This is a genomic window from Polynucleobacter sp. AP-Kaivos-20-H2, from assembly GCF_018882215.1.
GTDB lineage: Bacteria > Pseudomonadota > Gammaproteobacteria > Burkholderiales > Burkholderiaceae > Polynucleobacter.
Genome location: NZ_JACVOX010000002.1, coordinates 454090 through 478254, shown reverse-complemented (window position 1 = coordinate 478254; position 24165 = coordinate 454090). Strand labels below are relative to the sequence as shown.

30 protein-coding genes and 1 pseudogene are annotated in these 24165 nt (G+C 45.4%); 10 read left to right on the top strand and 21 right to left on the bottom strand.

All coding sequences use genetic code 11. From position 1 onward, the window contains the following. Positions 1-3: 3 nt before the first annotated feature. Positions 4-522 (bottom strand): 6,7-dimethyl-8-ribityllumazine synthase, encoded by a 519-nt coding sequence (gene ribH, locus ICE89_RS06810; RefSeq protein ID WP_216265347.1) that lies wholly within the window; start codon positions 520-522, stop codon positions 4-6. A gap of 7 nt (positions 523-529) precedes the next feature. Further along, complete coding sequence (ribBA, locus tag ICE89_RS06805) at positions 530-1666, bottom strand: bifunctional 3,4-dihydroxy-2-butanone-4-phosphate synthase/GTP cyclohydrolase II (RefSeq protein WP_216265346.1); 1137 nt, start codon at positions 1664-1666, stop codon at positions 530-532. A gap of 375 nt (positions 1667-2041) precedes the next feature. Here ribBA and ICE89_RS06800 point away from each other — a divergent pair, with 375 nt between their 5' ends. From ICE89_RS06800 to ICE89_RS06780, 5 genes are read left to right on the top strand one after another with little or no spacing between them, the layout of a single operon-like run. After that, positions 2042-2692, top strand: a complete 651-nt coding sequence (locus ICE89_RS06800; RefSeq protein ID WP_216265345.1) for a hypothetical protein — start codon at positions 2042-2044, stop codon at positions 2690-2692. Continuing rightward, complete coding sequence (locus ICE89_RS06795) at positions 2689-3018, top strand: hypothetical protein (RefSeq protein ID WP_216265344.1); 330 nt, start codon at positions 2689-2691, stop codon at positions 3016-3018. Before ICE89_RS06800 ends, ICE89_RS06795 begins: the two co-directional genes overlap by 4 nt. Then, positions 3011-3568, top strand: a complete 558-nt coding sequence (locus ICE89_RS06790) for a Tfp pilus assembly protein FimT/FimU (protein WP_255558740.1) — start codon at positions 3011-3013, stop codon at positions 3566-3568. Before ICE89_RS06795 ends, ICE89_RS06790 begins: the two co-directional genes overlap by 8 nt. A 17-nt stretch (positions 3569-3585) precedes the next feature. Then, positions 3586-4701, top strand: a complete 1116-nt coding sequence (gene ribD, locus ICE89_RS06785) for a bifunctional diaminohydroxyphosphoribosylaminopyrimidine deaminase/5-amino-6-(5-phosphoribosylamino)uracil reductase RibD (protein ID WP_216265343.1) — start codon at positions 3586-3588, stop codon at positions 4699-4701. A gap of 9 nt (positions 4702-4710) precedes the next feature. After that, complete coding sequence (locus ICE89_RS06780; protein WP_216265342.1) at positions 4711-5328, top strand: riboflavin synthase; 618 nt, start codon at positions 4711-4713, stop codon at positions 5326-5328. Positions 5329-5338: 10 nt separating this feature from the next. Here ICE89_RS06780 and ICE89_RS06775 read toward each other — a convergent pair. The 9 genes and pseudogenes from ICE89_RS06775 to tolQ form a co-directional block, all read right to left on the bottom strand. Then, positions 5339-5539: pseudogene (locus ICE89_RS06775) on the bottom strand (type II toxin-antitoxin system RelE/ParE family toxin); the annotation flags it as partial. Between the two features lie 76 nt (positions 5540-5615). Next, positions 5616-5870 carry a type II toxin-antitoxin system prevent-host-death family antitoxin gene (locus tag ICE89_RS06770; RefSeq protein WP_215362623.1) on the bottom strand — a complete coding sequence of 85 codons (255 nt, stop codon included), beginning with the start codon at positions 5868-5870 and terminating at the stop codon, positions 5616-5618. A 103-nt stretch (positions 5871-5973) separates the two neighbouring features. Beyond that, positions 5974-6708 (bottom strand): 7-cyano-7-deazaguanine synthase QueC, encoded by a 735-nt coding sequence (gene queC / locus ICE89_RS06765; RefSeq protein ID WP_216265341.1) that lies wholly within the window; start codon positions 6706-6708, stop codon positions 5974-5976. 18 nt (positions 6709-6726) lie between these two features. Continuing rightward, positions 6727-7458 (bottom strand): tol-pal system protein YbgF, encoded by a 732-nt coding sequence (ybgF, locus tag ICE89_RS06760; RefSeq protein WP_216265340.1) that lies wholly within the window; start codon positions 7456-7458, stop codon positions 6727-6729. Continuing rightward, positions 7458-7955 (bottom strand): peptidoglycan-associated lipoprotein Pal, encoded by a 498-nt coding sequence (gene pal, locus ICE89_RS06755; protein WP_216265339.1) that lies wholly within the window; start codon positions 7953-7955, stop codon positions 7458-7460. The genes ybgF and pal overlap by 1 nt, the downstream gene beginning before the upstream one ends. A 176-nt stretch (positions 7956-8131) precedes the next feature. After that, positions 8132-9433, bottom strand: a complete 1302-nt coding sequence (gene tolB / locus ICE89_RS06750) for a Tol-Pal system beta propeller repeat protein TolB (protein ID WP_216265338.1) — start codon at positions 9431-9433, stop codon at positions 8132-8134. Between the two features lie 10 nt (positions 9434-9443). Then, complete coding sequence (locus tag ICE89_RS06745) at positions 9444-10286, bottom strand: energy transducer TonB (RefSeq protein WP_216265337.1); 843 nt, start codon at positions 10284-10286, stop codon at positions 9444-9446. A 31-nt stretch (positions 10287-10317) separates the two neighbouring features. After that, positions 10318-10737 carry a protein TolR gene (gene tolR / locus ICE89_RS06740; RefSeq protein ID WP_216265336.1) on the bottom strand — a complete coding sequence of 140 codons (420 nt, stop codon included), beginning with the start codon at positions 10735-10737 and terminating at the stop codon, positions 10318-10320. Positions 10738-10758: 21 nt separating this feature from the next. Further along, positions 10759-11415, bottom strand: a complete 657-nt coding sequence (tolQ, locus tag ICE89_RS06735) for a protein TolQ (protein ID WP_216265335.1) — start codon at positions 11413-11415, stop codon at positions 10759-10761. 64 nt (positions 11416-11479) lie between these two features. On the opposite strand from tolQ, the gene glyA reads away from it, so the two are divergent. Both glyA and nrdR read left to right on the top strand, forming a co-directional pair. Next, a complete protein-coding gene (glyA, locus tag ICE89_RS06730; protein ID WP_216265334.1) occupies positions 11480-12724 on the top strand; it encodes a serine hydroxymethyltransferase in 1245 nt (414 codons plus the stop codon). Between the two features lie 46 nt (positions 12725-12770). Further along, complete coding sequence (nrdR, locus tag ICE89_RS06725) at positions 12771-13217, top strand: transcriptional regulator NrdR (protein ID WP_216121648.1); 447 nt, start codon at positions 12771-12773, stop codon at positions 13215-13217. 2 nt (positions 13218-13219) lie between these two features. Here the strand turns inward: nrdR and ICE89_RS06720 are convergent, their stop codons facing one another. The 9 genes from ICE89_RS06720 to ICE89_RS06680 form a co-directional block, all read right to left on the bottom strand. Continuing rightward, on the bottom strand, positions 13220-13591 hold the full coding sequence (locus ICE89_RS06720) for a GtrA family protein (RefSeq protein WP_216265333.1): 372 nt from the start codon (positions 13589-13591) through the stop codon (positions 13220-13222). Continuing rightward, positions 13591-14283 (bottom strand): glycosyltransferase family 2 protein, encoded by a 693-nt coding sequence (locus ICE89_RS06715; protein ID WP_216265332.1) that lies wholly within the window; start codon positions 14281-14283, stop codon positions 13591-13593. Before ICE89_RS06715 ends, ICE89_RS06720 begins: the two co-directional genes overlap by 1 nt. A gap of 30 nt (positions 14284-14313) precedes the next feature. Beyond that, positions 14314-15933: a hypothetical protein gene (locus ICE89_RS06710; RefSeq protein WP_216265331.1), complete on the bottom strand. Its 1620-nt coding sequence runs from the start codon at positions 15931-15933 to the stop codon at positions 14314-14316. A 93-nt stretch (positions 15934-16026) separates the two neighbouring features. Next, positions 16027-16692, bottom strand: coding sequence for an adenylate kinase (adk, locus tag ICE89_RS06705; protein WP_216265330.1), 666 nt, complete (start codon positions 16690-16692; stop codon positions 16027-16029). Positions 16693-16781: 89 nt separating this feature from the next. Further along, positions 16782-17531 carry a 3-deoxy-manno-octulosonate cytidylyltransferase gene (gene kdsB / locus ICE89_RS06700; protein WP_216265329.1) on the bottom strand — a complete coding sequence of 250 codons (750 nt, stop codon included), beginning with the start codon at positions 17529-17531 and terminating at the stop codon, positions 16782-16784. A gap of 15 nt (positions 17532-17546) precedes the next feature. After that, complete coding sequence (locus ICE89_RS06695) at positions 17547-17723, bottom strand: Trm112 family protein (protein ID WP_216265328.1); 177 nt, start codon at positions 17721-17723, stop codon at positions 17547-17549. 36 nt (positions 17724-17759) lie between these two features. Continuing rightward, complete coding sequence (gene lpxK, locus ICE89_RS06690; protein ID WP_216265327.1) at positions 17760-18848, bottom strand: tetraacyldisaccharide 4'-kinase; 1089 nt, start codon at positions 18846-18848, stop codon at positions 17760-17762. A 13-nt stretch (positions 18849-18861) separates the two neighbouring features. Beyond that, positions 18862-19314 carry a biopolymer transporter ExbD gene (locus ICE89_RS06685; RefSeq protein WP_216265326.1) on the bottom strand — a complete coding sequence of 151 codons (453 nt, stop codon included), beginning with the start codon at positions 19312-19314 and terminating at the stop codon, positions 18862-18864. A gap of 7 nt (positions 19315-19321) precedes the next feature. Next, entirely contained in the window at positions 19322-19972 is a 651-nt protein-coding gene (locus ICE89_RS06680) for a MotA/TolQ/ExbB proton channel family protein (RefSeq protein ID WP_216265325.1), read from the bottom strand. A 313-nt stretch (positions 19973-20285) separates the two neighbouring features. Between ICE89_RS06680 and xseA the strand changes: the two genes are divergently transcribed. Beyond that, positions 20286-21494, top strand: coding sequence for an exodeoxyribonuclease VII large subunit (xseA, locus tag ICE89_RS06675; protein ID WP_216265324.1), 1209 nt, complete (start codon positions 20286-20288; stop codon positions 21492-21494). A 63-nt stretch (positions 21495-21557) separates the two neighbouring features. On the opposite strand, the gene murB is transcribed toward xseA, so the two are convergent. Beyond that, entirely contained in the window at positions 21558-22601 is a 1044-nt protein-coding gene (gene murB, locus ICE89_RS06670; protein WP_216265323.1) for a UDP-N-acetylmuramate dehydrogenase, read from the bottom strand. Between the two features lie 102 nt (positions 22602-22703). Here murB and ICE89_RS06665 point away from each other — a divergent pair, with 102 nt between their 5' ends. Both ICE89_RS06665 and xerD read left to right on the top strand, forming a co-directional pair. After that, entirely contained in the window at positions 22704-23189 is a 486-nt protein-coding gene (locus ICE89_RS06665) for a YajQ family cyclic di-GMP-binding protein (RefSeq protein ID WP_216265322.1), read from the top strand. After that, on the top strand, positions 23176-24105 hold the full coding sequence (gene xerD / locus ICE89_RS06660; RefSeq protein WP_370625349.1) for a site-specific tyrosine recombinase XerD: 930 nt from the start codon (positions 23176-23178) through the stop codon (positions 24103-24105). The genes ICE89_RS06665 and xerD overlap by 14 nt, the downstream gene beginning before the upstream one ends. The last annotated feature ends 60 nt before the right edge of the window (positions 24106-24165 follow it).

Genomic DNA, 24165 nt, shown 5'->3' with positions numbered 1-24165 from the left:
TAGTTATTCTTGGTCTTGGCTCGAATTAATTTCGATATCAATATCGGGTGTCAGTGCTAGCGCCAAGTTAGCCATTTCTACAACAGCTTGAGCGCATTCAGCACCTTTGACTTGTACGCGTGCTTGAGCTTGTTCATCGGTATCGCAAGTGAGCACGCCGTTTGCAATTGGCAAGCCAGAATCAATGGAGATACGAGTAATGCCTGCTGCAGATTCATTGGAGACTAATTCAAAGTGATAGGTCTCGCCACGGATTACGGCTCCTAAGGCGACTAAGCCATCGAATTCACCAGTCTCAGCCATTTTTTGTAGTGCAAATGGAATCTCTAATGCACCTGGCACAGTGACGAGCTTGATATCCGATTGATTGACACCTAGGGAAATTAATTCATTAATACAGGCATTTGTGAGGGCTACACAATGATCTTCATTGAAACGCGCTTGTACAACGCCGATACGTAGATCTTGCCCATTTAAATCGGCCTCTAATACGCCTACAAAATCATTAGTGGAGTCAGTCATGGTATTTTTAGATTAAAGGTTTAAATGGGGTGTAGCCTGTTACTTCTAACTTGTAGCCTGAGAGACTTGGTACAGGGCTTGGATTGGCTAGCAAGCGCATTTTTCCTACGCCAATATCTTTTAGAATTTGCGCGCCAATACCATAGCTTCTAAAATCCGTTTTTCGCGCCAAAGGCTTTTGTTCAGCATCATGAGAGCGATTGAGCTTCTCAAATTGCGCGAGCCAATCGGTATCGCTTGGCGCTGCAATTCCAGAGGCATTTAACAATACAGCCACGCCAGCAGGGGCTGCAGCAATCGCTTGTAGTGCTTGAGCTAGTGGCCATGAATGGGTGCTCACATTCGAGTCTAAAAAGTCCAGAACAGTAACGGGCTCATGAACTCGCACTAAAGTTTCTTGCGCTTCAGAAGGCTTGCCATGGACTAATGCAATATGCACACATGAGCTTGGGGTATCGCGGTAAATAATTCCCTGGAATTTTCCCCAAGGGGTAATAAATTCACGAGCACCCTCGCGCACCACAATGCTCTCATGTTGGCTGCGATATTGAATAAGGTCAGCAATACTGCCGATCTTCAGTTGATGTTCTTTTGCAAACTCTAGCAAGTCCGGAAGGCGCGCCATGCTGCCATCGTCTTTCATGATTTCACAAATGACTGAAGTAGGAGAGCAGCCAGCCATAGCGGCGAGATCACAACCGGCTTCTGTGTGACCTGAACGAATCAATACGCCGCCAGGTTGAGCCATCAAAGGAAAAATATGCCCGGGCTGCACTAAATCGCTGGGCTTTGCATTTGATGCAACCGCAGTTTTAATCGTGAGCGCACGGTCTGCTGCAGAGATGCCAGTAGTAACGCCGGTGGCAGCTTCAATCGAAACTGTGAAATTGGTCCCCATGGAGGTGCCGTTATCTCTCACCATCAAGGGCAAATTGAGTTGTTGGCAACGCTCGCGGGTCAGGGTGAGGCAAATGAGACCACGGCCATGTTTGGCCATGAAATTAACCGCTTCTGCAGTCACATGATCGGCAGCCAGTACCAAGTCCCCCTCATTTTCACGATCTTCTTCGTCGACAAGGATCACCATTTTGCCGGCACGCATGTCGGTAATGATTTCTTCGGTGGAGGCTAGGGTATTTGGCATAGCCCTCTATTTTAAGCTCAGGACAGGGTTGTCGTGAGGTCTCACGGCAATATCCAGCCATTCAGACGGCAAGAGCTAGACAGGACTGTTTTAGCAAGGCTATAGCCCTTAGAAAATGGGCAATGATCACGCAAAACTGCTGTCACACAATTAGCCAGGTTTCAGGGTCGGACGGGTTCATCTTGCTTGAGGTTTTGGTGGCAATGAGTCTGATTATGGGTGCCTGGACGGTCTCCACCAATGCTTATCAGCGATTGGCATTGACCCTGAGCCAGCAAGAAAGCAAAAGATCTCAGATTAGGAGAGAAATGGATGCACATGAAATTGAAATTTACTCTAAGACAGTCGCCTCAAATAACGCAGGGGGTATAAAGAATGAGCTTGCTAGATTGTCTGGTCGGAATCATGCTTTGCGCTCTTCTTCTCAATCCTCTGCTAAGGGCAAGCGCTCAACTAGCAACTAAGCAAATGCAGTATGAAAAGACCCAATCGTTAATCTCAGAAGCGGAGCGCGCTTTTGAACTCATGGGACACGCTATTCGAGTAGCTGGATATCAAAACATCAGAACTAAAAATTCATCTAATAAACCCACTGATTCAAAGTGGTTTATTCAGGTAAATAAAAAAGTAGGCTACAGAGGATCAGATTCGTTAAGTATTCAACATGGTTTATCTGATGGAGTTGATTTTGATTGCATTGGAAATGTTCTGAGTAAAGAGCGGACCAGAAAAGATTTGGCGTTTCAAGGTTTTATTGTTGAGCGGCAAGCAGGTATCGCTAAAGGTGCGAAAGTGAATGGGGGTTCGCTCATTTGTCAGTCGCTTGATCGGCAAGGAAGAGTGCAAAACACCACACTCATGAATGGCATTAATCATTTGCTAGTTGATGATATTAGCCCTCCTCAAAGCACAGTTGGTATGGGTGATAGCGCCCCCAGGCTATATAAAATCAGCCTGCAAATGACCGATGGTGCACTGATCAAATTGGATTTTGAGAGAACCTTTGCCACTAGGAATATGCCGTGATTTTGGCTTGGGTGGTTTCTTTGTTATTACTTTACTCTTCTCTCATCTCATGCATTGAGCGCCTTGGGACATTGCGCATCATTGAGGTTAATGCGATGACCGAATCCCAGAAAGCATTTATTGCTGCAGAAAAAGTAGTTCAAGAGTGCGAAGAAAATATCACTGCGCTTACTCAATTACAAAGCAATCGCTGTTTTATACAACCGGCTGGTAATTATCGTTGGCTCATATCCAGTAAAGAAAAACCAGGCATTCAGATTGGTGTTGCAGTCGATGAAAAAACAGGGATTGTTACTCGCTTAAATTGGCGGCAAGTCTTTGAGTAAAAACTACGTATGTCAAAAAGGATCGACCTTGCTTGAGTTAATGGCTGTTGTACTCATTATTGCTATTAGTGCGACGATGGGTATGCCGCTCTTGCAAGAACAAATTGCCGCTCGTGAAATCGATACTGCTGCGCGTAGTTTTATCATGCATGCCCACTTTGCACGTCAGCAAGCGTTACATATAAGGGAGTCTGTCAAACTTACTCCTATGAATGGTGAACTCTGGGAGGATGGCTGGGTTATTCAAAGTGGCTGCATTAATAAGCGTTCGAGCTCCAACTGCTATCCTAAAAATTGGCTTTCCCAAGGCAATATTCATCCCGTTTACTTTAAGGGGGGAGGCAGGCAATTTTCTGACCCGCACTCTGGTAAGAGGGGCATATTGTTTAATGCTGCTGGCGCTGCCAAGACCGATAAAGGTGGATTTGTGGCCAATCGCCTGATACTCGGCCACCAAAGGGCCCCCCATCTAGAAAGGCAAATGATTCTGGGCAGTGGTGGACGTTGGCGTATCTGTGATCCCGCTAGGGATGCAAAGCGCTGCCATTGAATGGTTTAATAGACCCTATGTACAGCGCAGTTGACCACCAAATGATGAGTGAAGCTTTGGCACAAGCTCAAAAAGCACTTTATCTTTCTAATCCGAACCCGCGGGTAGGATGCATTATTGCGAAAGATGGAAAAGTGATTGGTCGCGGCTTTACTCAAGCAGTCGGAAATGCCCATGCAGAAATACAAGCCCTTGTAGATGCTAAGGCCCAAGGCAATGATGCTGCTGGATCAACAATCTACGTAACCCTAGAGCCATGCAGCCATACAGGTAGAACGCCCCCCTGTGTCGATGCTTTACTAGCAGTAAAGCCTGCCAAAGTAATTGTGGCAATGTCAGATCCCAATCCTCTTGTGGCGGGTAAAGGTTTGGAAAAATTAAAATCTGCCGGCATTGAAGTGGAGTGTGGTTTGCTGGAGTCAGAAGCGCAATCACTTAATCGTGGCTTTATTTCCAGGATGACGCGCGGCTTACCATGGGTGCGCATGAAGATTGCGGCTAGCCTAGATGGCAAAACTGCCTTGCAAGATGGTCGCAGTCAATGGATTACAGGTCAACTTGCCCGAGCTGATGGCCACCACTGGCGCGCACAAGCATGTGCAATCGTCACAGGTGTTGGCACGGTAAAGGAGGATGATCCCAGTCTGGATGTGAGAGAGGTTGAGACTCAAAGACAACCGATGCGAATTATTGTTGATTCCAAATTAGAGGTCCCGCTAACAGCTAAGATTTTGCAAAACGCAGAGCAGTCTGATGTCTTGATCGTGTGTGCAGGTCTAGATAGTCCTGAGATACAAGCAAAGGCTAAGAATTTTGAAGCGCGCGGTATTCAAGTGATTGCAATGGCAAATCCCTTCGGTAAGGTGGATTTACCCACCCTGTTCTCCTATCTTGCCAAAGAGCGAGAGATGAATGAAATCCATGTCGAATCTGGCTTTAAGTTAAACGGTTCAATGCTCAGGGAAGATTGCGTAGATGAACTGTTGCTTTATTACGCCCCATTTCTAATGGGCGACGGTATTGGCATGGCTAATGTCGGCCCATTAAATGAATTGAGCCAGCGCCAGAATTGGCAGATGATTGATCAAGCTCTTTTTGGCTCCGATCTGCGCTTGCGTTTAATTAAGAACTAAAATCACCTCATGTTTACAGGAATTATTACGGCCATCGGTCAAATCAAAAGCGCCCAAGCAAAAGGCGATGGTCTTCATCTTCTTGTGGAGGTGCCAGAAGGCTACCTTGATGATGTCGCTTTAGGTGACAGTATTGCGATTCAGGGTGCGTGTATGACCGCTACCCAATTAACAAAAAATTCATTTTCTTTAGACATCTCTCGTGAATCTCTGAATAAAACAGTCGGCTTGGATAAAGTAGGCGCAGTTAATTTAGAGAAGGCCTTACGTTTAAATGATCGGCTTGGGGGTCATTTGGTCAGCGGTCACGTAGATGGCGTTGGAAAGGTTTCTCACTTTTCTCAAGTAGCTAACGATGCATATGGATCTTGGTTGCTCCGTATCGAAGCGCCAAAAGAACTGGGGCAATACTTAGCTTACAAAGGATCCATTGTTGTTAATGGCGTCTCACTTACTGTAAATCAAGTTGAAGACACGGTAAATTCTTGCATCATCAATATCAACATCATCCCGCATACATTAGAAAACACTACGCTTGGTAATTTAAAACCAGGCGATGCTGTAAACTTGGAAGTGGATCTCATTGCGCGCTATGTAGCTCGGATGCTTGAAACTCAAGGTAAATAAGATTTACTGCTTATTTTCTGGTTTCTGCTTTTCGATATACCGCATCTTGATTTCGCTTACCGACTGCAATCACAAGAACTATAAGCCTGTGATCAATAACTTCATAAACGAGTCTGTAGCCAACGGTTCTCAGTTTAATTTTATAAAAGTTGTCTAAGTCACCATGAAGTTTTGCTGAAGGTACTCTTGGATTAACCAGACGTTTTTGTAGCTGCTTTTTAAATTATTCTTTTATTGAGTTATCTAATTTTTGCCATTCTTTTAGCGCAAGAGTATGAAACTCAAGATTAAAGCTCTTCAAGCTTCACTTTCACAGTTTTGCCGCCTTTGCGAGCCTGAATAGTTTTAATAAGCGAGACATCGTCAATCAGGTCGAGCAGTGCTTCATAAGCCTTTGCCGACAAAAGGTAGGCTTCTGGCTTGTTGTGGTTTAAGACAGCCACAGGAAGATCACCAGCGATTTCCATGATCTTGCTGGGATTGCGTCTTAAGTCAGTCATGCTGACTGTAGTTTTGGCGTGAATAGTCTGTGTAAGGCTCATATAAAAATACTCATAATTTAGTGCATTATTATGTGCTTTTTTAGAAATGTCAAACAAAAAAAGGGGCCTTATGGCCCCATGGATTTAATTTATTAAAGCGGGTTTATCTATAGCGGGTTGGGTCAGCTAGTTTGGCTTGTTTAAACCCTGCTTGTCTCAAACGACAAGACTCACATTCTCCACAGGCTTCTCCCAAATCATTGGCCTGGTAACAAGATACTGTTTGTGAGTAGTCAACACCTAAAGTATTGCCTAATTTAATAATTTGAGACTTGCTCATCTCGATGATTGGTGCATGTACTCTGAAGCGATTGTCATGATTGATTGCCTCAACACCCGCTTTAGTGGCTAGGTTAGCCATGTTTTCGAATGAGGCTACGTATTCAGGGCGACAGTCTGGGTAACCAGAATAATCTACGGCATTAGCGCCGTAGAAAATATCTAAGCCGCCTAATGATTCTGCCCATCCTAGTGCTAGTGAAAGCAGGATGGTGTTACGAGCAGGCACATAAGTCACTGGAATTTCTTGGTCAGCGCTCGGTGTAGTGGGTACCGCTATTGCAGAGTCTGTTAGCGCTGAACCGCCAAAGCGAGTGAGATCTAAATTCACTACTTCATGGCGAATGACCCCCATCCTTTTGGCTATATGTTTTGCTGCAGCTAACTCTGAGGAGTGTCTTTGACCATAACCAACAGAGAGAGCATAGGGCGCGTAGCCCAAATCTTTTGCCAGAGCCAAAATAGTGCTGGAATCTAAGCCGCCTGAAAAAAGAATGACTGCAGGCGCATTGGGTTTGCGAGGAGCAAACTGTTCAAAGGCCGCAGACAACAATGACATAAGGAGGGCTGTGACAGCTTACTTGGTAGCTGGTAAGAGGGATTGCGCTTGTTGTGCAGCCTCTGTATCCGGATATTTAGCGATGATGTCGCTAAAAGTTTTCTTAGCTGCCGCTTTGTTACCACTTTCCAATTGGGAATTGCCTAAAGTCAACATCGCCGCAGGAATGCGAGGATGATTTGGGAAGCGTGTAATTAAGGTTTGAAGCTGAGTAATAGCGCCTTTGTAATCCTTGTTCGCGTATTTGCTATTGCCACCCCAGAATAACGCGAGGGGATAGTAGGGGCTCTTTGGATAGCGAGCGGCAAATGCAGAAAATGAATCATCTGCCTTTTTGAGATTACCCGTCTGAAATGCTTTTAATGCTTCGTCGTAAGCTTTCTTTTCGGCCGGCTGAACTACGCCGCTGACGCCTTCAATCGTGATAGTGCGTGGTTCAAAATTACCCAGACGATTATCGAGATCTTGGTAATAGGTTTTTTGACTAGTGCTGATATCCTCGCCTTGCTTTTCAAGGTTTTCAATCTTGCCGCGTAGCTCTGCATTCTCCTGCTTGATTTTATCAATTTGACCTTGAAGCTCAAGCTGGGTCGTAGCTACTGACTTGCGCAGATCTAGAATCGCTTTGCGAGCTTCATCATCAGAGAAGAGTGCCCAAGCATTGCTAGAGGCACCAACGCAAATTACAAAAGTACTTAAACAAAACGCTCGTGAGAGCGTTTGTTTGTTGGAGGTAAACAGTGTCAGCATTAGTTTGTAATGTAAACAATATCAGCACGGCGATTTTCTGCCCATGCCGCTTCGTTATCACCGTCAGCCTTAGGCTTTTCTTTGCCAAAGCTTACTGCTTCCATTTGGTTGTCAGATACGCCCATGAGATTCAAAGACTTGCGCACTGCCTCAGAACGACGTTGACCCAAAGCTAAGTTGTACTCAGCTGTGCCGCGATCATCGGTATTGCCCTGAATAATAATTTTTTGCTTTGGATTGGCTTTGAGGTAGCTAGCATGAGCGGACAACATTTTTTGATATTTGGTTTGGACGGTGTATTCGTCAAAGCCGAAATAAACGCTCTTCTCAAATAATGGGCTCTTTGGATCATTCCAAGGTTGCGAACCATAGCTGCCGCTTCCGCTACCATCACCATCAGTGTCGTCTAACTTAACGCTAGAGCAGGCGGATAAAGCTAGCGCTGTTGCACCTAGCAAGAGAAGTGTTGCTGAACGACGGGTAATAGACAAGCTCATGATTTTTCCTTTATTTCTTCCACCTACAAACTGGTTAACTAAACGAGTTAATACTCAATATTATGCCCCTAAGAGGCATAAAAGTGGCTAATTCGCTTCAAAAAGTTGAGGTAAGTGGTAGGGAAGATCTCATGAGGGGATTTCAGGGTTGAAATCCTTCCTCTCGCTCAGAACACTTAATCCATGAATGGACCCCAGGATGGCTGACGAACGTCAGATCCTGGAATGCTTAACACCTGCTTAGAATTTCCATCTACAGAAACTGCTGCCAACACGCGCTTACCGCCCACCTTGGTGGAATAAAGAACATATTTGCCGTTGGCAGCAAACGATGGGGATTCATCGCTAGTGCCATCGGTGAGTGCCTGTGAGTCGCCGGTCGCTAAGTTCAAAATGTATAAGCGATATGCGCCACCTACGTTCGCGATATAGGCGAGATATTTCCCGTCTGGAGAAATACGAGGCGAGGTCACAAATCCTTGCTTAAAGCTCACGCGTTTTGCACCCTCTGCTTGTTCTCCTTCAGAGCTCATGCGATAGATTTGAGGATTGCCGCCACGATCGCTAGTGAAATAAATAAAGCGACCATCGGGCGAATACTGTGGCTCCGTATCAATGGTGTTGCCGCGAGTAAGGCGATGCAAACCAGTGCCATCCGCATTGATGCCATAGATTTGGGTGTTACCGTCTTTAGATAATGAGATGGCTAATTTCTTGCCATCTGGCGACCATGCAGGTGCGCTGTTATTTCCTTTTTGATTAGAAAGGGAAATGCGGCGACCAGTTGCTAATTCATGAACGTAAATAACTGGCTTACGATCTTCAAAAGATACATAAGCAACTTTTTTGCCATCTGGAGACCAAGATGGAGAAATGATGGGATCACCACTGGCCATGGCATTACGAATATTTTGTCCATCCGCATCTGAGATGACGAGGCGATAGCGCTTGCCGTCCTTGATGACATAGGAGAGGCGGGTAGAGAAGATGCCGCGCTCACCCAATAACTTCATGACAATGTCGTCTGCAATCTTATGGGCAACAGAACGTAAATTGTCGGCGCTAGAGGTAAGGTTTAAACCGCCTAAGCTTAGTGACTTCCGAATATCAAACAACTTGTAATGGATTTCGTATTGGTCACCTTTTTGCACTACAGAGCCAACTACTAAGGCGTCTGCACCACGCGCTGCCCAAGATTTGTAATTCGGTGTGCCATCGTCACTTTCAGCAGCATTACCATTTTCGGTATTTTTAAAGTAGCCGCTGCGCGCTAAATCTTGGCGAATGATGTCGGTGATATTGGTGGGAAGCTTATTCTCATCCTTAAAACGCATTACAGCGATTGGGTAAAGTGATTGTCCAACGCCAGTAATCTCAATACTCATTTGAGCAAAGCTTGATACGCTAAATGTGCCGAGAAAAATCACACCGAGAGTCAAAATAATTTTTTGCAAAGTGCGTGCGATTAAATTCATCATGTCTTTAAATTTACTTTGGTTTTAATTTAAGTTCAGGGGTTAATGTTGGAAGCTTGCCATCATCATCTCTAGGCAAGCTTTGAGTAGCATCTATTGCACTCAAAACTGCTTGATCCCATGCATTATCACCGCTACTGCTGGTCATTGTCCTAGATAGAATGGCTCCATCTGGCGCAAGTCGTACCTGAATGATGGTTTGCTTATTGCCTTTAAAAGAATCGGCGTTAAAGGTGATATTGGCTCGCACCTTTTTAATCACCTTATCACTCCAGTCTGGGGGTGCGTTTCCGCCACCGCCCACACCGCTGCCAACAGATCCCCCAGTGCCACCATCTTTGGCTGCCATGCCACGTAGGCTGGCAATATTCGCTTCTCTGCGTTTGTCAGCCTCTGCGTTAGCTTTGATCTGAGCTGGTGTCAGAGCTGCTGGTTTAGGAGTCTCTTTGGCGACTTCCTTCTTAGGCGGTTCAACTTTCTTGGGGATCTCTTTGGGAGGAGGTGGTTTTATTGGCTTTGGTGCCTCCTTAACTACTTCCTTCTTAGGCGGCTCTTTTTCTACCTTCTTTTTCTTGATGGCAATATCAGCAGCTTCTTCTTTCATTTCAGTTTTGAGTTCTGGTACAGGCGGTGCTTCAACTTGCTGAGTTGAATCCCAAAGCTCTACTTCTACTCCTGAAGGCGTGCTGTTGTTCCAGCTGATGCCAATCACTAGAAAAGCAAGGAGTCCTAAATGCGCAACTAAAGAGAAAGTAAAAGCACGCTTAGTGCTTTCTGCTTTTGTGAGGCGACCACGCTCTCGCCCGCCATTGCTTCCACGACCAAATGGATTCTGAGAAAGTTGTGCGCCGGTCATTGCATCATCGCTATTGGCAAACTGGTATTACTTATTGGCTCTTTACTGCTAAGCCAACCCGCTTGACGCCATTCTCTTTGAGTTTGGACATCACATCCATCACAACTTCGTATTTAATGGATTTGTCGGCAGCTAATACTACTGGCTGCTCAGCGGATTTTTCTGCTTGGGAGTGCGCGAAGGCGCCAAGTTCAAATTTATCTAATGTTTGTACTGGTTCCCCATCTTTACGAACAATCACTTTTTCGTTTTCATCGATGGTTAAAAAGACAGGAGGTAGTGATTGCACTTTAGCGCCGCCCACTGTGGGTAAATTCACGACCCCTGGATTGACCATTGGCGCGGTAACCATGAAGATCACCAATAGAACGAGCATCACATCGATGTAGGGGACTACATTGATGTCAGACATTGCTCGACGTTTAGATTTACGCAAAGAGGAAGCACCCATAACTTATTGATCTCTTATTTTTTAGCGTGCTGCAGTTTGACGTTGCAAGATGTTGGTGAACTCTTCGATAAAAGTTTCAAAACGAATTGATAGGCGATCAACATCGGTTGCGGCGCGGTTATAGGCAACTACTGCTGGAATCGCGGCAAAAAGACCAATAGCTGTTGCGATCAATGCTTCAGCGATGCCAGGTGCTACTGCAGACAAAGTGGCGTTTTGAACGTTTGCTAAGCCGCGGAAGGAGTGCATGATGCCCCATACGGTGCCAAAAAGGCCGATGTAAGGGGAAACCGAGCCAACTGAGGCCAAAAATGGGAGGTTGGCTTCCAGGGTATCCATTTCACGCTGGTAAGTTGCTTTCATGGCGCGGCGGGCAGCATCAATCTCACGACCCTTGTTGAACTCTTGCATTCCAGCTTCAAAAATGTGCTCTAGAACCGCATCACTACGGGTATTACGTTGTGCAGCCTCTAGGAGGGTGCCTAGATCGCCACCAGACCAGAAATCGCGCTCAAAACGCTCGGTATCCAGTCTGACACCTCGCAAAACAGCTGTTTTTTTGAAAATAATGGTCCAAGAGGCGATAGACATGCTGAGTAATAACAACATTACTAACTGGACTAATAGGCTGGCATTGAGGACTAGGGAGAGGAATGAGAGGTCTTGTGTAGGGTTCATGGTGGATTTTGTATGATGTAGGTTGATTTTACTAAAGCAGCTCAACTACACCAGGATTATCGCTATGTTTGACCGTCAAAAAACTTTATCTAAAACCGACCCAGAATTGTGGGCAGCCGTTCAGAACGAAAATCGTCGCCAAGAAGACCATATTGAGCTGATTGCCTCTGAAAACTATACCTCACCAGCGGTTATGGAAGCTCAAGGTTCCCAGTTAACAAATAAGTATGCCGAGGGTTATCCAGGCAAGCGTTATTACGGTGGCTGTGAGTTTGTTGACGTTGCTGAGCAATTGGCAATTGATCGTGTTAAAGCCTTATTTGGTGCTGAAGCAGCAAACGTACAGCCCCATTGCGGCGCATCTGCGAATCAAGCGGTGTTCTTGGCTTTCTTAAAGCCAGGCGATACGTTCATGGGCATGAGTTTGGCTGAAGGTGGCCACTTAACTCATGGCATGGCTTTAAATATGAGTGGTAAGTGGTTCAATCCTATTGCTTATGGCCTGGACAAGAATGAAGAAATTGATTACGAGCAAATGGAGCGTCTTGCTCGCGAGCACAAACCTAAATTGATTATTGCTGGTGCATCAGCGTACTCAAAGAAAATTGACTTTGAGCGCATTGGAAAATTAGCAAAAGAGGTGGGTGCAATCTTTATGGTGGACATGGCCCACTATGCTGGCTTGGTTGCTGCTGGTGTTTATCCAAACCCAGTGCCACACGCAGACATCGTGACTTCTACAACCCACAAGAGCTTGCGTGGCCCGCGTGGCGGCATCATCTTGATGAAGGCGGAGCACGAGAAAGCAATTAACTCTGCAGTATTTCCAGGTTTACAAGGCGGTCCTTTAATGCACGTCATTGCTGCTAAAGCAGTGGCATTTAAAGAGGCAGCAGAGCCAGGCTTCAAAGATTATCAAAAGCAAGTAGTTGCTAATGCTAAAGCGCTTGCTGAAACTTTAATTGCGCGTGGCTTGCGTATTGTTTCAGGCGGCACTGATTCACACGTGATGTTGGTAGATTTACGTGCCAAGAAAATGACTGGTAAGGAGGCTGAACGAGTATTAGGTGAGGCTCATATCACTTGTAACAAAAACGGCATTCCAAATGATCCAGAAAAACCGATGGTGACTAGTGGCATTCGTTTGGGTTCCCCGGCGATGACTACTCGTGGATTTAAAGAAGCGGAAGCTAGACAAGTAGGTAACTTTATCGCCGATGTTTTGGATAATCCAAATGATCCAGAAAATATCGCTAAAGTGCGCGGACAGGTTTCTGAGCTGACTAAGCGTTTCCCGGTTTACGGTTAAGCACTATTTAAGCAATAAGTAACCCAACTAAGAAAAGAAGAGTTCATTGCGCTGCCCTTTTTGCCATAACGAAGATACCCAGGTTCTAGATACCCGGGTATCTGACGAGGGCGATACCATTCGCCGCCGCCGCCGCTGCGCTAAATGTGACAAGCGATTCACGACTTATGAGCGTGTTGAATTAGTGCTCCCCGCCATTGTGAAAAAAAATGGCAGCCGAGTTGAGTACAGTCACGATAAATTAGCCAGCTCACTAAAGTTGGCTTTGCGCAAACGCCCAGTCTCATCTGATTCAGTAGATGAATCGATTGCCCGTATCGAAGAGAAACTCCTAAGTCTGGGTGAAAAAGAAATCCCTAGTGAGCGCGTAGGTGAGTTGGTGATGCGTGAGCTCAAGCGTCTTGATAAGGTTGCTTATATTCGCTTTGCCTCTGTTTACAGAAGCTTTGCCGATATTGAGTCTTTTGAGAGCGCCCTAAAAGAATTGAAATAATTCTATTTGCTAAAGATGAGCTTGCTTCGTCCTAGGTAGTTCCAGAAAAAAACAATTCCCGTGGCGATACATTTTGAGAGGATTAGACCAAGACCGACTAATTCAATCGCAATGTAAAGGATGCATTGATTTGCAAGAATGCCTAAACCACTAACAATAAAAACACCCATAACTTCTAAATGCTTGCTGTGCTTAGATCCACTTTTAAATACAAAGCGAATCGATAGAAAATAGTTGGTTAAAGTTCCCGCAATCATGCTGCAGATGGAAACAATAAACCACGGGTAATCTAAGTAGCCTGCAAAAAGAGCAAAAATTCCAAAATCAACTGCGGTGGCTGCTCCGCCAACAAAAAAATACTTAACAATCCGCATTATTTGAAGCGATATTTAACAATGCAATAAATGGCTCTAAAACCATCGCGCCAGCCAATTTTCTTGCCTTCATCGTAGGTGCGACCGTAATAGGAAATGCCAACTTCATAAATTCGACAATGCAATTTTGCGATTTTTGCTGTGATCTCGGGCTCAAAGCCGAAACGATTTTCTTCAATGCTAATACTTTGAATTATTTCTCTTCTGAAAACTTTGTAGCAAGTCTCCATGTCAGTTAAGTTCAAGTTAGTGAACATGTTTGAGAGGAGAGTTAAGAAGCCATTGCCTACGCGATGCCAAAAATATAGAACGCGGTGTGCATGCCCACCTAAAAAGCGCGAACCAAATACAACGTCAGCGCGATTGTTCAGGATGGGCTCTACCAGCAAAGGATATTCATTGGGATCATATTCCATGTCGGCATCTTGAATAATGACTAGATCGCCTGTAGCCGCAGCAATGCCAGTACGTAGCGCAGCGCCCTTACCTTGGTTCACTTCGTGATATAACACTTGACTTACCCGGCCAGAATTTTCAATTTCATTCTTGAGCTTGTTGCGAGTGCCGTCTTTTGAGCAATCATCAACGATGATGATTTCTTTATCGGGATAAGGGGCGGCATTGACGGCATTAATAATGGTGTCAATGGTATTTACTTCGTTATAGCAAGGGATGATGATGGAGAGGCGCATTAAATTCCAGGCAACTAGTTGTTGTGATGCTTACTTTTTAAGACCACAAGATATATTTGGAGTGGTAATAATTTTTTTCATTAATGTCACTATTGTAGAGTTACTTTCTACCTTTGTAAATTTTGCATAGCTACTGAGCCTTTCTTGTGCAGAAATACATCGCTCAATGGGGTTGTGGTCATTGCCTGGCGGAAATTTGCCTGAATAACCATTGATTGTGGGTATGCCCCTGTCCTGTGCAAAGACCATGGCATCAACCTCTGGAAGTTCATAGCCGAGCTTTGCTTCATCTTTGACTACAAACAAAATATGATCTCTATTCAATGGAGCCTCAAGGCCATTTTCAAGAATGTGAATTCTTTGAGACCATGCTTCAATTGGAGTTCTACTGTTTTGAAACAATACAGTCTCACTGCAAAGCAAAATAGCGGTTCCGATGATGAGGCAGGTCTTTTTTGCGTCGGTGTTGAAAGTCTCGCTGTAATAAAGTTTTTCACATGCTATCGCGACCATGATGGAGACTGGAAATACCATGATTAAAATAATTCGTGTAACAGCGCGGATAGCATTAAGCCCGGGGATGATAGTTAATGACATCCAGATACTCCCAACACCATACATTAATGTGCCAAAAAAAAGTGTAATAAGAGCTATGCAAGCAATTTTGCCCGCCTGAATTTGTATCTGATTTGGGTGACTATTCTGCGTTGTCTTGCTTGTCCAACAAAAGAGGGTGCCTAGGAGTAAAAAAATTACTACCCCAACACCTAAAAAGAGTTGATGTTCACTTCGATAAGGTGATGTTGAGAGATTTTCTGCTAAAGCCTTGCCAATAAAGCCGCTTAATTCAGAGCGATCTGCGATTAAATAGCTCTCAAGCCTAGGCGTCATTTGATTTATTTCCCACGGATCTGAAACAAAGCCGTATTCCTGAGAAACGGCTTGGTATTTCATGACGAGGGTCAGGCTTGCTAAGACGCTGACGATGAGTAACGCAAGATAGATACAATTAGATTTGGAGTTATATGTTACCCGTGCCCCTGCAGCTGAGATCACGCCAGTATTCCTTGTTAATAGGTATATGGGCAACAAGCATGTAGCTAGAAAGATGGTAAGAAATACACCCATATAGATTGAGCATAAGAACTGAAGACTCGTCCAAAATGCTAGCCATGCAAGTGAGCGCAAGTTTCGATTCATTCCAAAATTCCACAATGCTAAAAATGCAAATGGGATAGCAAAACGGTAACTAAATTGGCTGTGCCCATCCTGTGCAATTACTGGTAGTGCAAATGCAAATACAAACGCTGCTGCGCTCGAGGCAAATGCGCTAAATTGAAGGCGTCTAAAGACTAAAAAGCTACAGGCAAAGTTTAGGCAAAACCCAATGGCGTACCAACCACTAAAAGAAATTTCTCGTGAAAGTCCTAAGTACCTCAGAAGGATATAGCTGAAAGCCGTTCCAAAATGATTGTCACTAAAAGCTAAAACGTTTTGATAGGGATAGAAAAAGGCAGGACTCCAAATATCAGCCCAATTGCCATTTAGTCCATGCCGAAGCCAGTTGTAAAGATGTTCAAGAATGACGCTATTGAATCTGGCGTCAATCAGATCTCCTGGGGTGGCATGAAAGCCATCGATGGCTTTCATTAAATACCCAAGTACTCCGACCCCTAAAAAAAGCAGTAATACTAGCCGATGTGCGTAAATTGGCTTCTTAGATGTTGTCACGCCAACAGAGTTCTATTTTAGTGAAGCAAAAATAGATGCCGTAATGTCTTCAACACTGCCGGTGCCGCTAACTTTGCGGTAGGCAGGCGCTTTTACTTTGTCGCTTGGACTGGCTTGTGTTGCCCAAGTGGAGTAGTACTCAACCAATGGACGAGTTTGATCGTCATATACCTGCAAGCGCTTACGCACAGTTTCTTCTTTGTCGTCATCGCGCTGAATCAAATCTTCGCCTGTAACATCGTCTTTACCAGCCACCTTAGGTGGGTTGTACTTGATGTGATAAGTGCGACCGGAGGCTGGATGAACACGACGTCCACCCATGCGATCGATGATGGCATCAAATGGCACGTCAATTTCTAAAACGTAATCGATTGGCACGCCAGCATCTTTCATGGCTTGCGCTTGAGGAATGGTTCTTGGAAAGCCGTCGAACAAATAACCTTTGCTGCAATCAGGCTGAGTTAAGCGATCCTTTACCAAGCCGATGATGATGTCATCTGACACGAGGCCGCCTGCATCCATAATTTTTTTGGCTGCAATTCCTAATTCTGTTCCAGCTTTAACTGCAGCACGCAACATATCTCCAGTGGAGATTTGTGGAATTGCAAATTTTGCGCAAATGAATTGAGCTTGTGTGCCCTTGCCAGCACCTGGTGCACCGAGCAGAATTAATCGCATTATTTTCCCCTTTGAAGACCTGTAATTGTCGCGTATTTTGGGTAGTACCCATCCATCTTGTTCCTAGGATTATCCCCAAGAACCTGTAGCTATTGGGAATTTGCAAAAATCTGGCGGACCCGTTCTAGGTCTTCTGGGGTGTCTACCCCTGCAGGAGGCGCATCTAGGGTGGTATGAACGGCAATACGATAGCCGTTCCATAGTGCTCTTAATTGCTCTAGAGCCTCTACTTGCTCAGGAGGTGCTGGTTCAAGGCGGGTATAGGCCTGTAAAAAATCAGCTCGGTAGGCGTAAATTCCTAAATGGCGTAAGTGGGTGGTTGCTGATGCCGCGCTTTCATCGCGAACAAACGGTATCGGCGCCCTGGAGAAGTAAAGTGCCTCATTGGCGCGATTGAGTACTACCTTCACAACATTCGGATTTTCAATTTCAGATGAATGGGTGATCGGTGTCGCAATGGTAGAAATAGCGCAGTTTGGATTGTTAGCTAAAGCATTTGCAACTTCATTAATGAGTTCGGGCGGAATAAGGGGCTCATCACCTTGCACATTTACAACTAAGGCGCTACCTGGTAATTTGAGTAGCTGCGCTACTTCAGCAATTCGATCGGTGCCTGTTAGATGATTGGGGCTAGTAAGTAAGCATTCAATGCGATGCTCATCGCACGCCGCCTGTATTTCAGGAGAATCAGTAGCAACGACTACGTTTTGCGCAAGAGATTGTTTGGCGCGTTCCGCAACTCTGACAACCATCGGTTTTCCGCCGATATCAGCTAGTGGCTTTCTCGGTAAACGAGTAGAGCCCAACCTTGCAGGAATGACGACTAAAAAATCAGGCATGTTACTAGAGTGTTCTCAAACTTCATCAGCAGTCAGGCTGCGGGCTTCGTCCACGAGCATGACTGGAATATCGTCGCGAATTGGGTAGGCCAAACGATCGGCTTTGCAGATCAATTCTTTTTTCTCGGCATCTAAGTGCAGGGGGCTTTTGCATAAAGGGCAAACCAAAATATCGAGAAGGCGTTTATCCATGATCTTGTGTAGTGTGAGGTATGAAGTTGCAGATGTTTACAAAGTGTAACGGTTTGGATCGGGTCTTTGCAGAATGGACTGCAGCCAATCAGCCAGGTCGTCTGGAATGCGTAAACTCATAGGCACCACCCAAATACGCTCATCATGGATATGAGTGCACTTCACGGCATCCTTTTCGGTAATCAGAATGCATGCAGCTTTCATATTGGCAAAAAATTCAGGGGTGTAAGTTGCATGGTCCGGTAAAGGAATGCACTTAGCAGCTATACCATGATGAAGTAAATCATCAAAAAATCCTTGAGGATTTCCTAAAGCAGCAACGGCCTGAATTTTGTTTGGCAAGTAGGACTGGGCAATTTCTCCGAGAGATTTGGTATTGCTTTGATTAATGAGTTGATAGGGAGTGCCTAATTGTGCTTTTAAAGCAAAGGCTCTTCGACCAAGAAAATAGTCGCTCAATCCATCAATACTTTTTACTGGCTTTGAATTGCCTGTAAATAGAGTGGCATCTCGTTCACGAGTGGCGGGTTCACGTAGTGGCCCTGCGGGCAATAGAAAGCGATTGCCTTCGCCACGAGCATCGCGCACAACGAACTCAATATCGCGACCACCTTCTCGTGCGGGCCAGCGTGTTAACCCCTGATGCTGTAAACCGTCGTCGCTAATAATGACGTTCACCTCGGGCGAGTGTTTCAGTAATGCGCGAATGCTCAACTTGCGTTTTGGGAATACCCAAAGTGGAAATTGATTGTGGGTACGCTTTGCTATCAGCACTGGCTCATCACCTACTGAGCTGGGGTCTGAGTCGCTGCGAACTTGCTGAGGTGTTGAGAGGGTTTGCGATCCAAAGCCGTGACTAATAATTCCAGGTTTCCAACCTAGCTGACTTAAGCGTTCAGCTAAAGCAATCACAATCGGAGTCTTACCTGTGCCGCCAACACGAATATTGCCCACAATGATGATGGGCACGGGTGAGAATTTTGGTGTAACTAAATCTAGATCTGCGATGAGTTTGCGAATTCGCAATACACATCCATAAATCCATGACAGTGGCCATAAGAGCAGGCTCGTGGGCCCGCGTCTTTCCCAGAACTTGGGAGCTTTGCGAAAGAAAGACTTAGCCATTATTTTTTAAGAGTTATTTCTTGGTTTGACTGCTAAAGACAATATTGGTCAGATTAGCATCGCGTGCTGCCTCTAGGGCGCTCATCACCGATTGGTGCGGTGCTTTAGCATCTGCATCGATATTGACTTGTAGGTTGTTATTCGCGGCACTGCCAGAGCCGGTTAATTGCCCAAGTGCGGTGGTTAATTGAGAGCGATCCACTAATTTTCCATTGACAGCAAAGCGACCATCACGACTAACGGCGATGTGAATTTGTTTTACTTCGGTCTGCGCTTCATTTCCATTTGCAGTTGGTAGTGTGATTGCCAGTTCTTGAAATCGGGTAAAGGTGGTGGAGATCATTAAAAAGATCAATACCACTAAGAGCACATCAATAAATGGAATGAGATTAATTTCAGGATCAGCAGGTGCTGCCACCGATCCTAACGAAAATCGTTTACGAGAACTTGTGTTTAACCAGTTCATAGGCAACTTAAGATTTTGAAGAATCTGTTGGATACAGTTTTTTAAATAGCTGTCTCGTAAATTCTTCACACTCTCGTTGACGCTGGTTTGCCATCGCCCTTAGTCCTCTCCATGCGGCCAAAGCAGGAATAGCAATTAGCAAGCCAAATGCGGTGTTGTACAGCGCTACTGAAATTCCATGAGCAAGTTGTTGTGGGCTGCCTGCAGCGCCCCCAATGTTGCTAATGCTGCCTTGACTACCAAAGATCTCAATCATGCCAACTACTGTGCCGAATAATCCCAGCAATGGCGCGACAGTGGCAATGGTTGCCAAGACACCAAGATAACGGTCGAGCTTTAGCCAAACGGACTGAGCTGTGGCTTGCAGTTCTTCTATGGCGTTATTGGCGCTGGCGCCTTGCGATTTTTCTTTTAAAAGGCAGGCAAAGAGGCTCCCAGCCGGGGAGGATTGCTGTAAGGAGCTGATCTCAGAGTCGGTTACAGATTTGCCATTAGAAAGGCTGTTGGCCAAGCTAAAAGCGGATTCTAGGCTGTTCTTCGGAAATACTTGGATTTGACGCAAATACCAGGCCCGCTCAATGACAATGGCTAATCCCAGAATGGAGATGATCAAAAGAGGCCAGATGGGCCAACCGGCAGACAGTAAGATGGAGTACATAAGCTCAGTACTTTAGCTGAATTAAAAATCGTATTCTGAAAGCTAGCCTGTGGATAACTCTGTGCGTAACTTTTCCTTAAGGTGGCTGTAAGTCATTGATTGACCGTAGAACTCGGGTATTCTGGCTTAAATTCTTTGAAATAAAGTCTAATATTTATTGATATAAATCAATAACTTATATTTTATATGTTGGTTTTATGAGACGTTTTGGGTCAGTAGTTACTTACTTACATTGTTGTAGCCAAGCCTAATTGACCTGCTGTGGATATTTATGGGGCGCTAAGCCTTATGGTTTTGTAGATAAAGAGAAAAAATGTCGGAAATATCAAGGCAAATCCTTACTGTTGGCGATCTAAACCGCGCCATTGCTGCCTCATTAGAGGAGCGTTTCGATACTGTCTTGGTCAGCGGTGAGATTTCGAACTTTAAGGCTTATGACAGCGGGCACTGGTACTTCTCATTGAAAGATGAAGAAGGGCAGATCCGCTGCGTTATGTTCCGCGGAAGAAACGGACAAGTAGGTTTTATGCCTCAGTCTGGTGATTTAGTGGAGGTAAGCGCTAACTTAGGAATGTATGTTCCGCGTGGCGATATTCAGTTAACCATCCAGTCTTTGCGTCGCGCAGGCATGGGTGGTTTGTACGAAGCTTTTTTAAAGCTCAAAGCCAAGCTTGCCAAAGAGGGTTTATTTGATGCCGATCGCAAACGCGAGATTCCAAGCCATCCCAGATCGATTGGCATCATCACATCACCACAAGCTGCTGCATTAAAAGATGTGCTCAGTACACTCGCTCGCAGAGCGCCCCATATTCCGATTGTGATTTATCCAACACTGGTGCAAGGGCCTGATGCACCCGCAGGAATTATTGCCGCACTGAAATCGGCGGAAAAAGAAAATGCAGTAGACGTCATTTTGCTGGTGCGGGGCGGTGGAAGCATTGAGGACTTGTGGGCATTTAATGATGAGCAGTTAGCGTATGCCATTGCGCAATCTAGCATTCCTATTGTTAGTGGCGTAGGACATGAAACTGATGTGACGATTGCTGATTTTGTTGCTGACTTGCGTGCTCCAACTCCAACGGGTGCAGCAGAGCTGGCTGCTCCGCGCAAGGATCAAATGCTGCAAGAGCTGGAAGCTATTAAACAGGCCATGCTGCAACGCGTGCGTCAACGTGTGGAGCGAGAAGCGCAAACCTTGGATCAATTGGCTTTACGCCTTGCTCATGCCTTACCGAACCCCGATCGTATGCGCGAGCAAATTATGAGCTGGCAGCAGCGCCTGAATCAAGCTTGGTCTGTGCGAATGAATTCGTGGAAGCGCAATCAAGAGCATTTTCAATCACAGTTGGAAATGCTCAATCCACAACGTACTTTAGAGCGTGGTTATGCGGTAGTCCTCAACATTGCTGATGGCGTGCACGCCGTGCGTGAACCAGGTGAGTTGCAGGTTGGACCTAAGTATGAAATTCGTCTTGCGAAGGGTGCGGCAGTCGTGAAGTTGGGTGAGATTAAAGTCAACTAGCTAAAGTAAGTGCAAGTGCAATTACGGGTGCGTGGGCGCGAGAAAAACTAAATAAGAAAAGAATTACAGAATGTTTGGTTCGATTTCTAGTGTGACGCCAAACTGTTGCTGTACCTTATCTTGAATTATTTTTGCTAGATCCAAAATATCAGCAGCAGTTCCTTTGCCGTGATTGACAATTACCAGCGCTTGTTGTTCGTAGACGCCTACTTCACCCAAACGCTGTCCTTTGAGGCCACATTGATCAATCAGCCAGCCTGCAGCTAATTTGCGCTGATTGCCTACATCCGGGTAAGAAACGAGTTTGGGAAATTTAGCCAACAGAGCTTCATATTGATTAGCGCTAACCAGTGGATTCTGGAAGAAGCTACCTGCATTGCCAATCACTTTGGGGTCCGGTAATTTTTTTGAACGAACGGTGCAAACGGTTTCAAAAATGACTTGTGGAGTTGGGTTGGCAGTTGAGTTAGATGATGCAATCGCTGCTAAGTCAGCGTAATGCACTCTTGCCTGCCATACCTTAGGTAACTTGAATATCACTTGAGTGACTACAAAGCGATTGGGGTTTTTCTTGAAGATGCTATCTCGATAAGCAAACTCGCACTCTGCATTAGTGATCGATACAAATTGATTGGTATTAGTGTCATAGGCTCTGACGTGATCTATGTATTGGCCAATCTCAACCCCATAAGCCCCAATATTTTGAATGGGCGCTGCGCCAACCGTTCCCGGAATGAGGGCTAAGTTTTCTAAGCCAGGCAAATCATTATCCAGCGTCCATTTGACTAGCTCATGCCAGTTCACACCTGCTCCCACCTCAAGATAAGCGTTATCGGGCTCGGTCTGAGTTAGTTTTTGACCGGCAATATTCATCAGCAGTGTGGCGCCGGATAAAACAGGGGGAAGGATGACGTTGCTACCACTACCTAATACGTGCCACTTCCATTGGTTTTGAGTGATCTCATGCATCAGCGCGGGAACCTGGTCGGAATCGGTGATTTCGTATGCGCGCTCAGCAACCACTTCTAAGCCAAAAGTATTGCGTGATTGCAGCTCAAGATTGAGGGTCAATTTTGCTGGCGGAGGCGCATTTTTTGCACAGTTCATGCCACAATCTTATTCGTCTTCGGTTTTCTGGGAAGAATTTCTGGAAAATCTTACTATTGCACCAGCTTGGTACTAGTTAATAACCCATAAAAAGGAATTGAGATGCCCTCATTTGACGTAGTTTGCGAACCGGATATGGTTGAGCTCAAAAATGCGATTGAGCAATCGAATAAAGAAATTACTAACCGTTTTGACTTTAAGGGTTCTGACAGTCGTGTAGAGCAAAAAGACGAAGCCTTAATTTTGTTCGGCGATGATGACTTCAAATTAGGCCAGGTACGTGATGTACTGATTAACAAAATGGCCAAAAGAAACGTGGATGTACGTTATCTCAAAGATGACAAAACAGAAACGATTGGCGGCGATAAGCGCAAACAAACGATGAAGATCCAAAAAGGAATCACTTCTGAGCTTTCTAAAAAAGTGGTGCGCATCATCAAAGACAGCAAAATTAAAGTTCAGGCGAGTATTCAGGGTGATGCGGTACGTGTTACCGGCACAAAGCGCGATGACTTACAAGAAACGATGGCTTTGTTAAAAAAGGAAGTTACAGAAGCGCCATTGGGCTTTAATAATTTCCGTGACTAGTGTCCCAGCTCCGATAGCGCCGGCAAGCCAAGAGGCAATTGAGCGCTTTTGTGATACTTGCTGGCTGGAAGATGGCTTAGCGCAAAATAGTTTGTCTGCATACAGACGAGATCTTTTATTGCTGGCGCAGTGGCTCCATCAGAATTCAGGTGCTGATTTATACGGTGTTACTGATAAAGATCTCACTGCCTATATCGCCCATCGCCGTGCTGATAAGGCAACTACTGCCAATCGCAGGCTTACTGTATTTAAGCGTTTTTATCGTCATGCCTTGCGCATGAACCTCGTGAAGTCAGATCCCTGCATTGGCTTACGTGCGGCCAAGCAAGCAATGCGCTTTCCAAAAACCTTGAGCGAAGATCAAGTGGCAGCTTTGCTCAACGCGCCAGATGTGGAGACACCTTTGGGTTTGCGTGATCGCACAATGCTTGAATTGATGTATGCCAGTGGTTTACGAGTTTCAGAAATTGTTTCGCTAAAGACGGTTGCATTAGGATTGAATGAGGGAGTGGTTCGCGTAGTCAATGGCAAGGGCGGCAAGGAGCGCTTAGTTCCATTTGGCGGTGAAGCGGGCCAATGGTTGCGACGTTATCTATCTGATGCAAGGTCAATTTTGCTAGAAGGTAAGACAACGGATGCAGTTTTTGTGGGGCGCCATACGGGCACCGGAATGACGCGCCAAGCATTTTGGGTGCTAATTAAGCGCTATGCAACCGTGGCGAATATTCCTGTTGCACTCTCCCCCCATACTTTGCGACATGCTTTTGCAACACATCTGTTAAATCATGGGGCAGATTTGAGGGTGGTCCAGTTGCTTTTGGGGCACGCAGATATCTCAACTACGCAGATTTATACGCATATTGCTAGAGAGCGTCTCAAATCCATCCATCAGCAGCATCATCCTCGTGGTGCTTGAGTTATTTCGATAATTACACCCTGCATCTCTCGGATGCCTAGATTAGTGTTTAAGATAGCG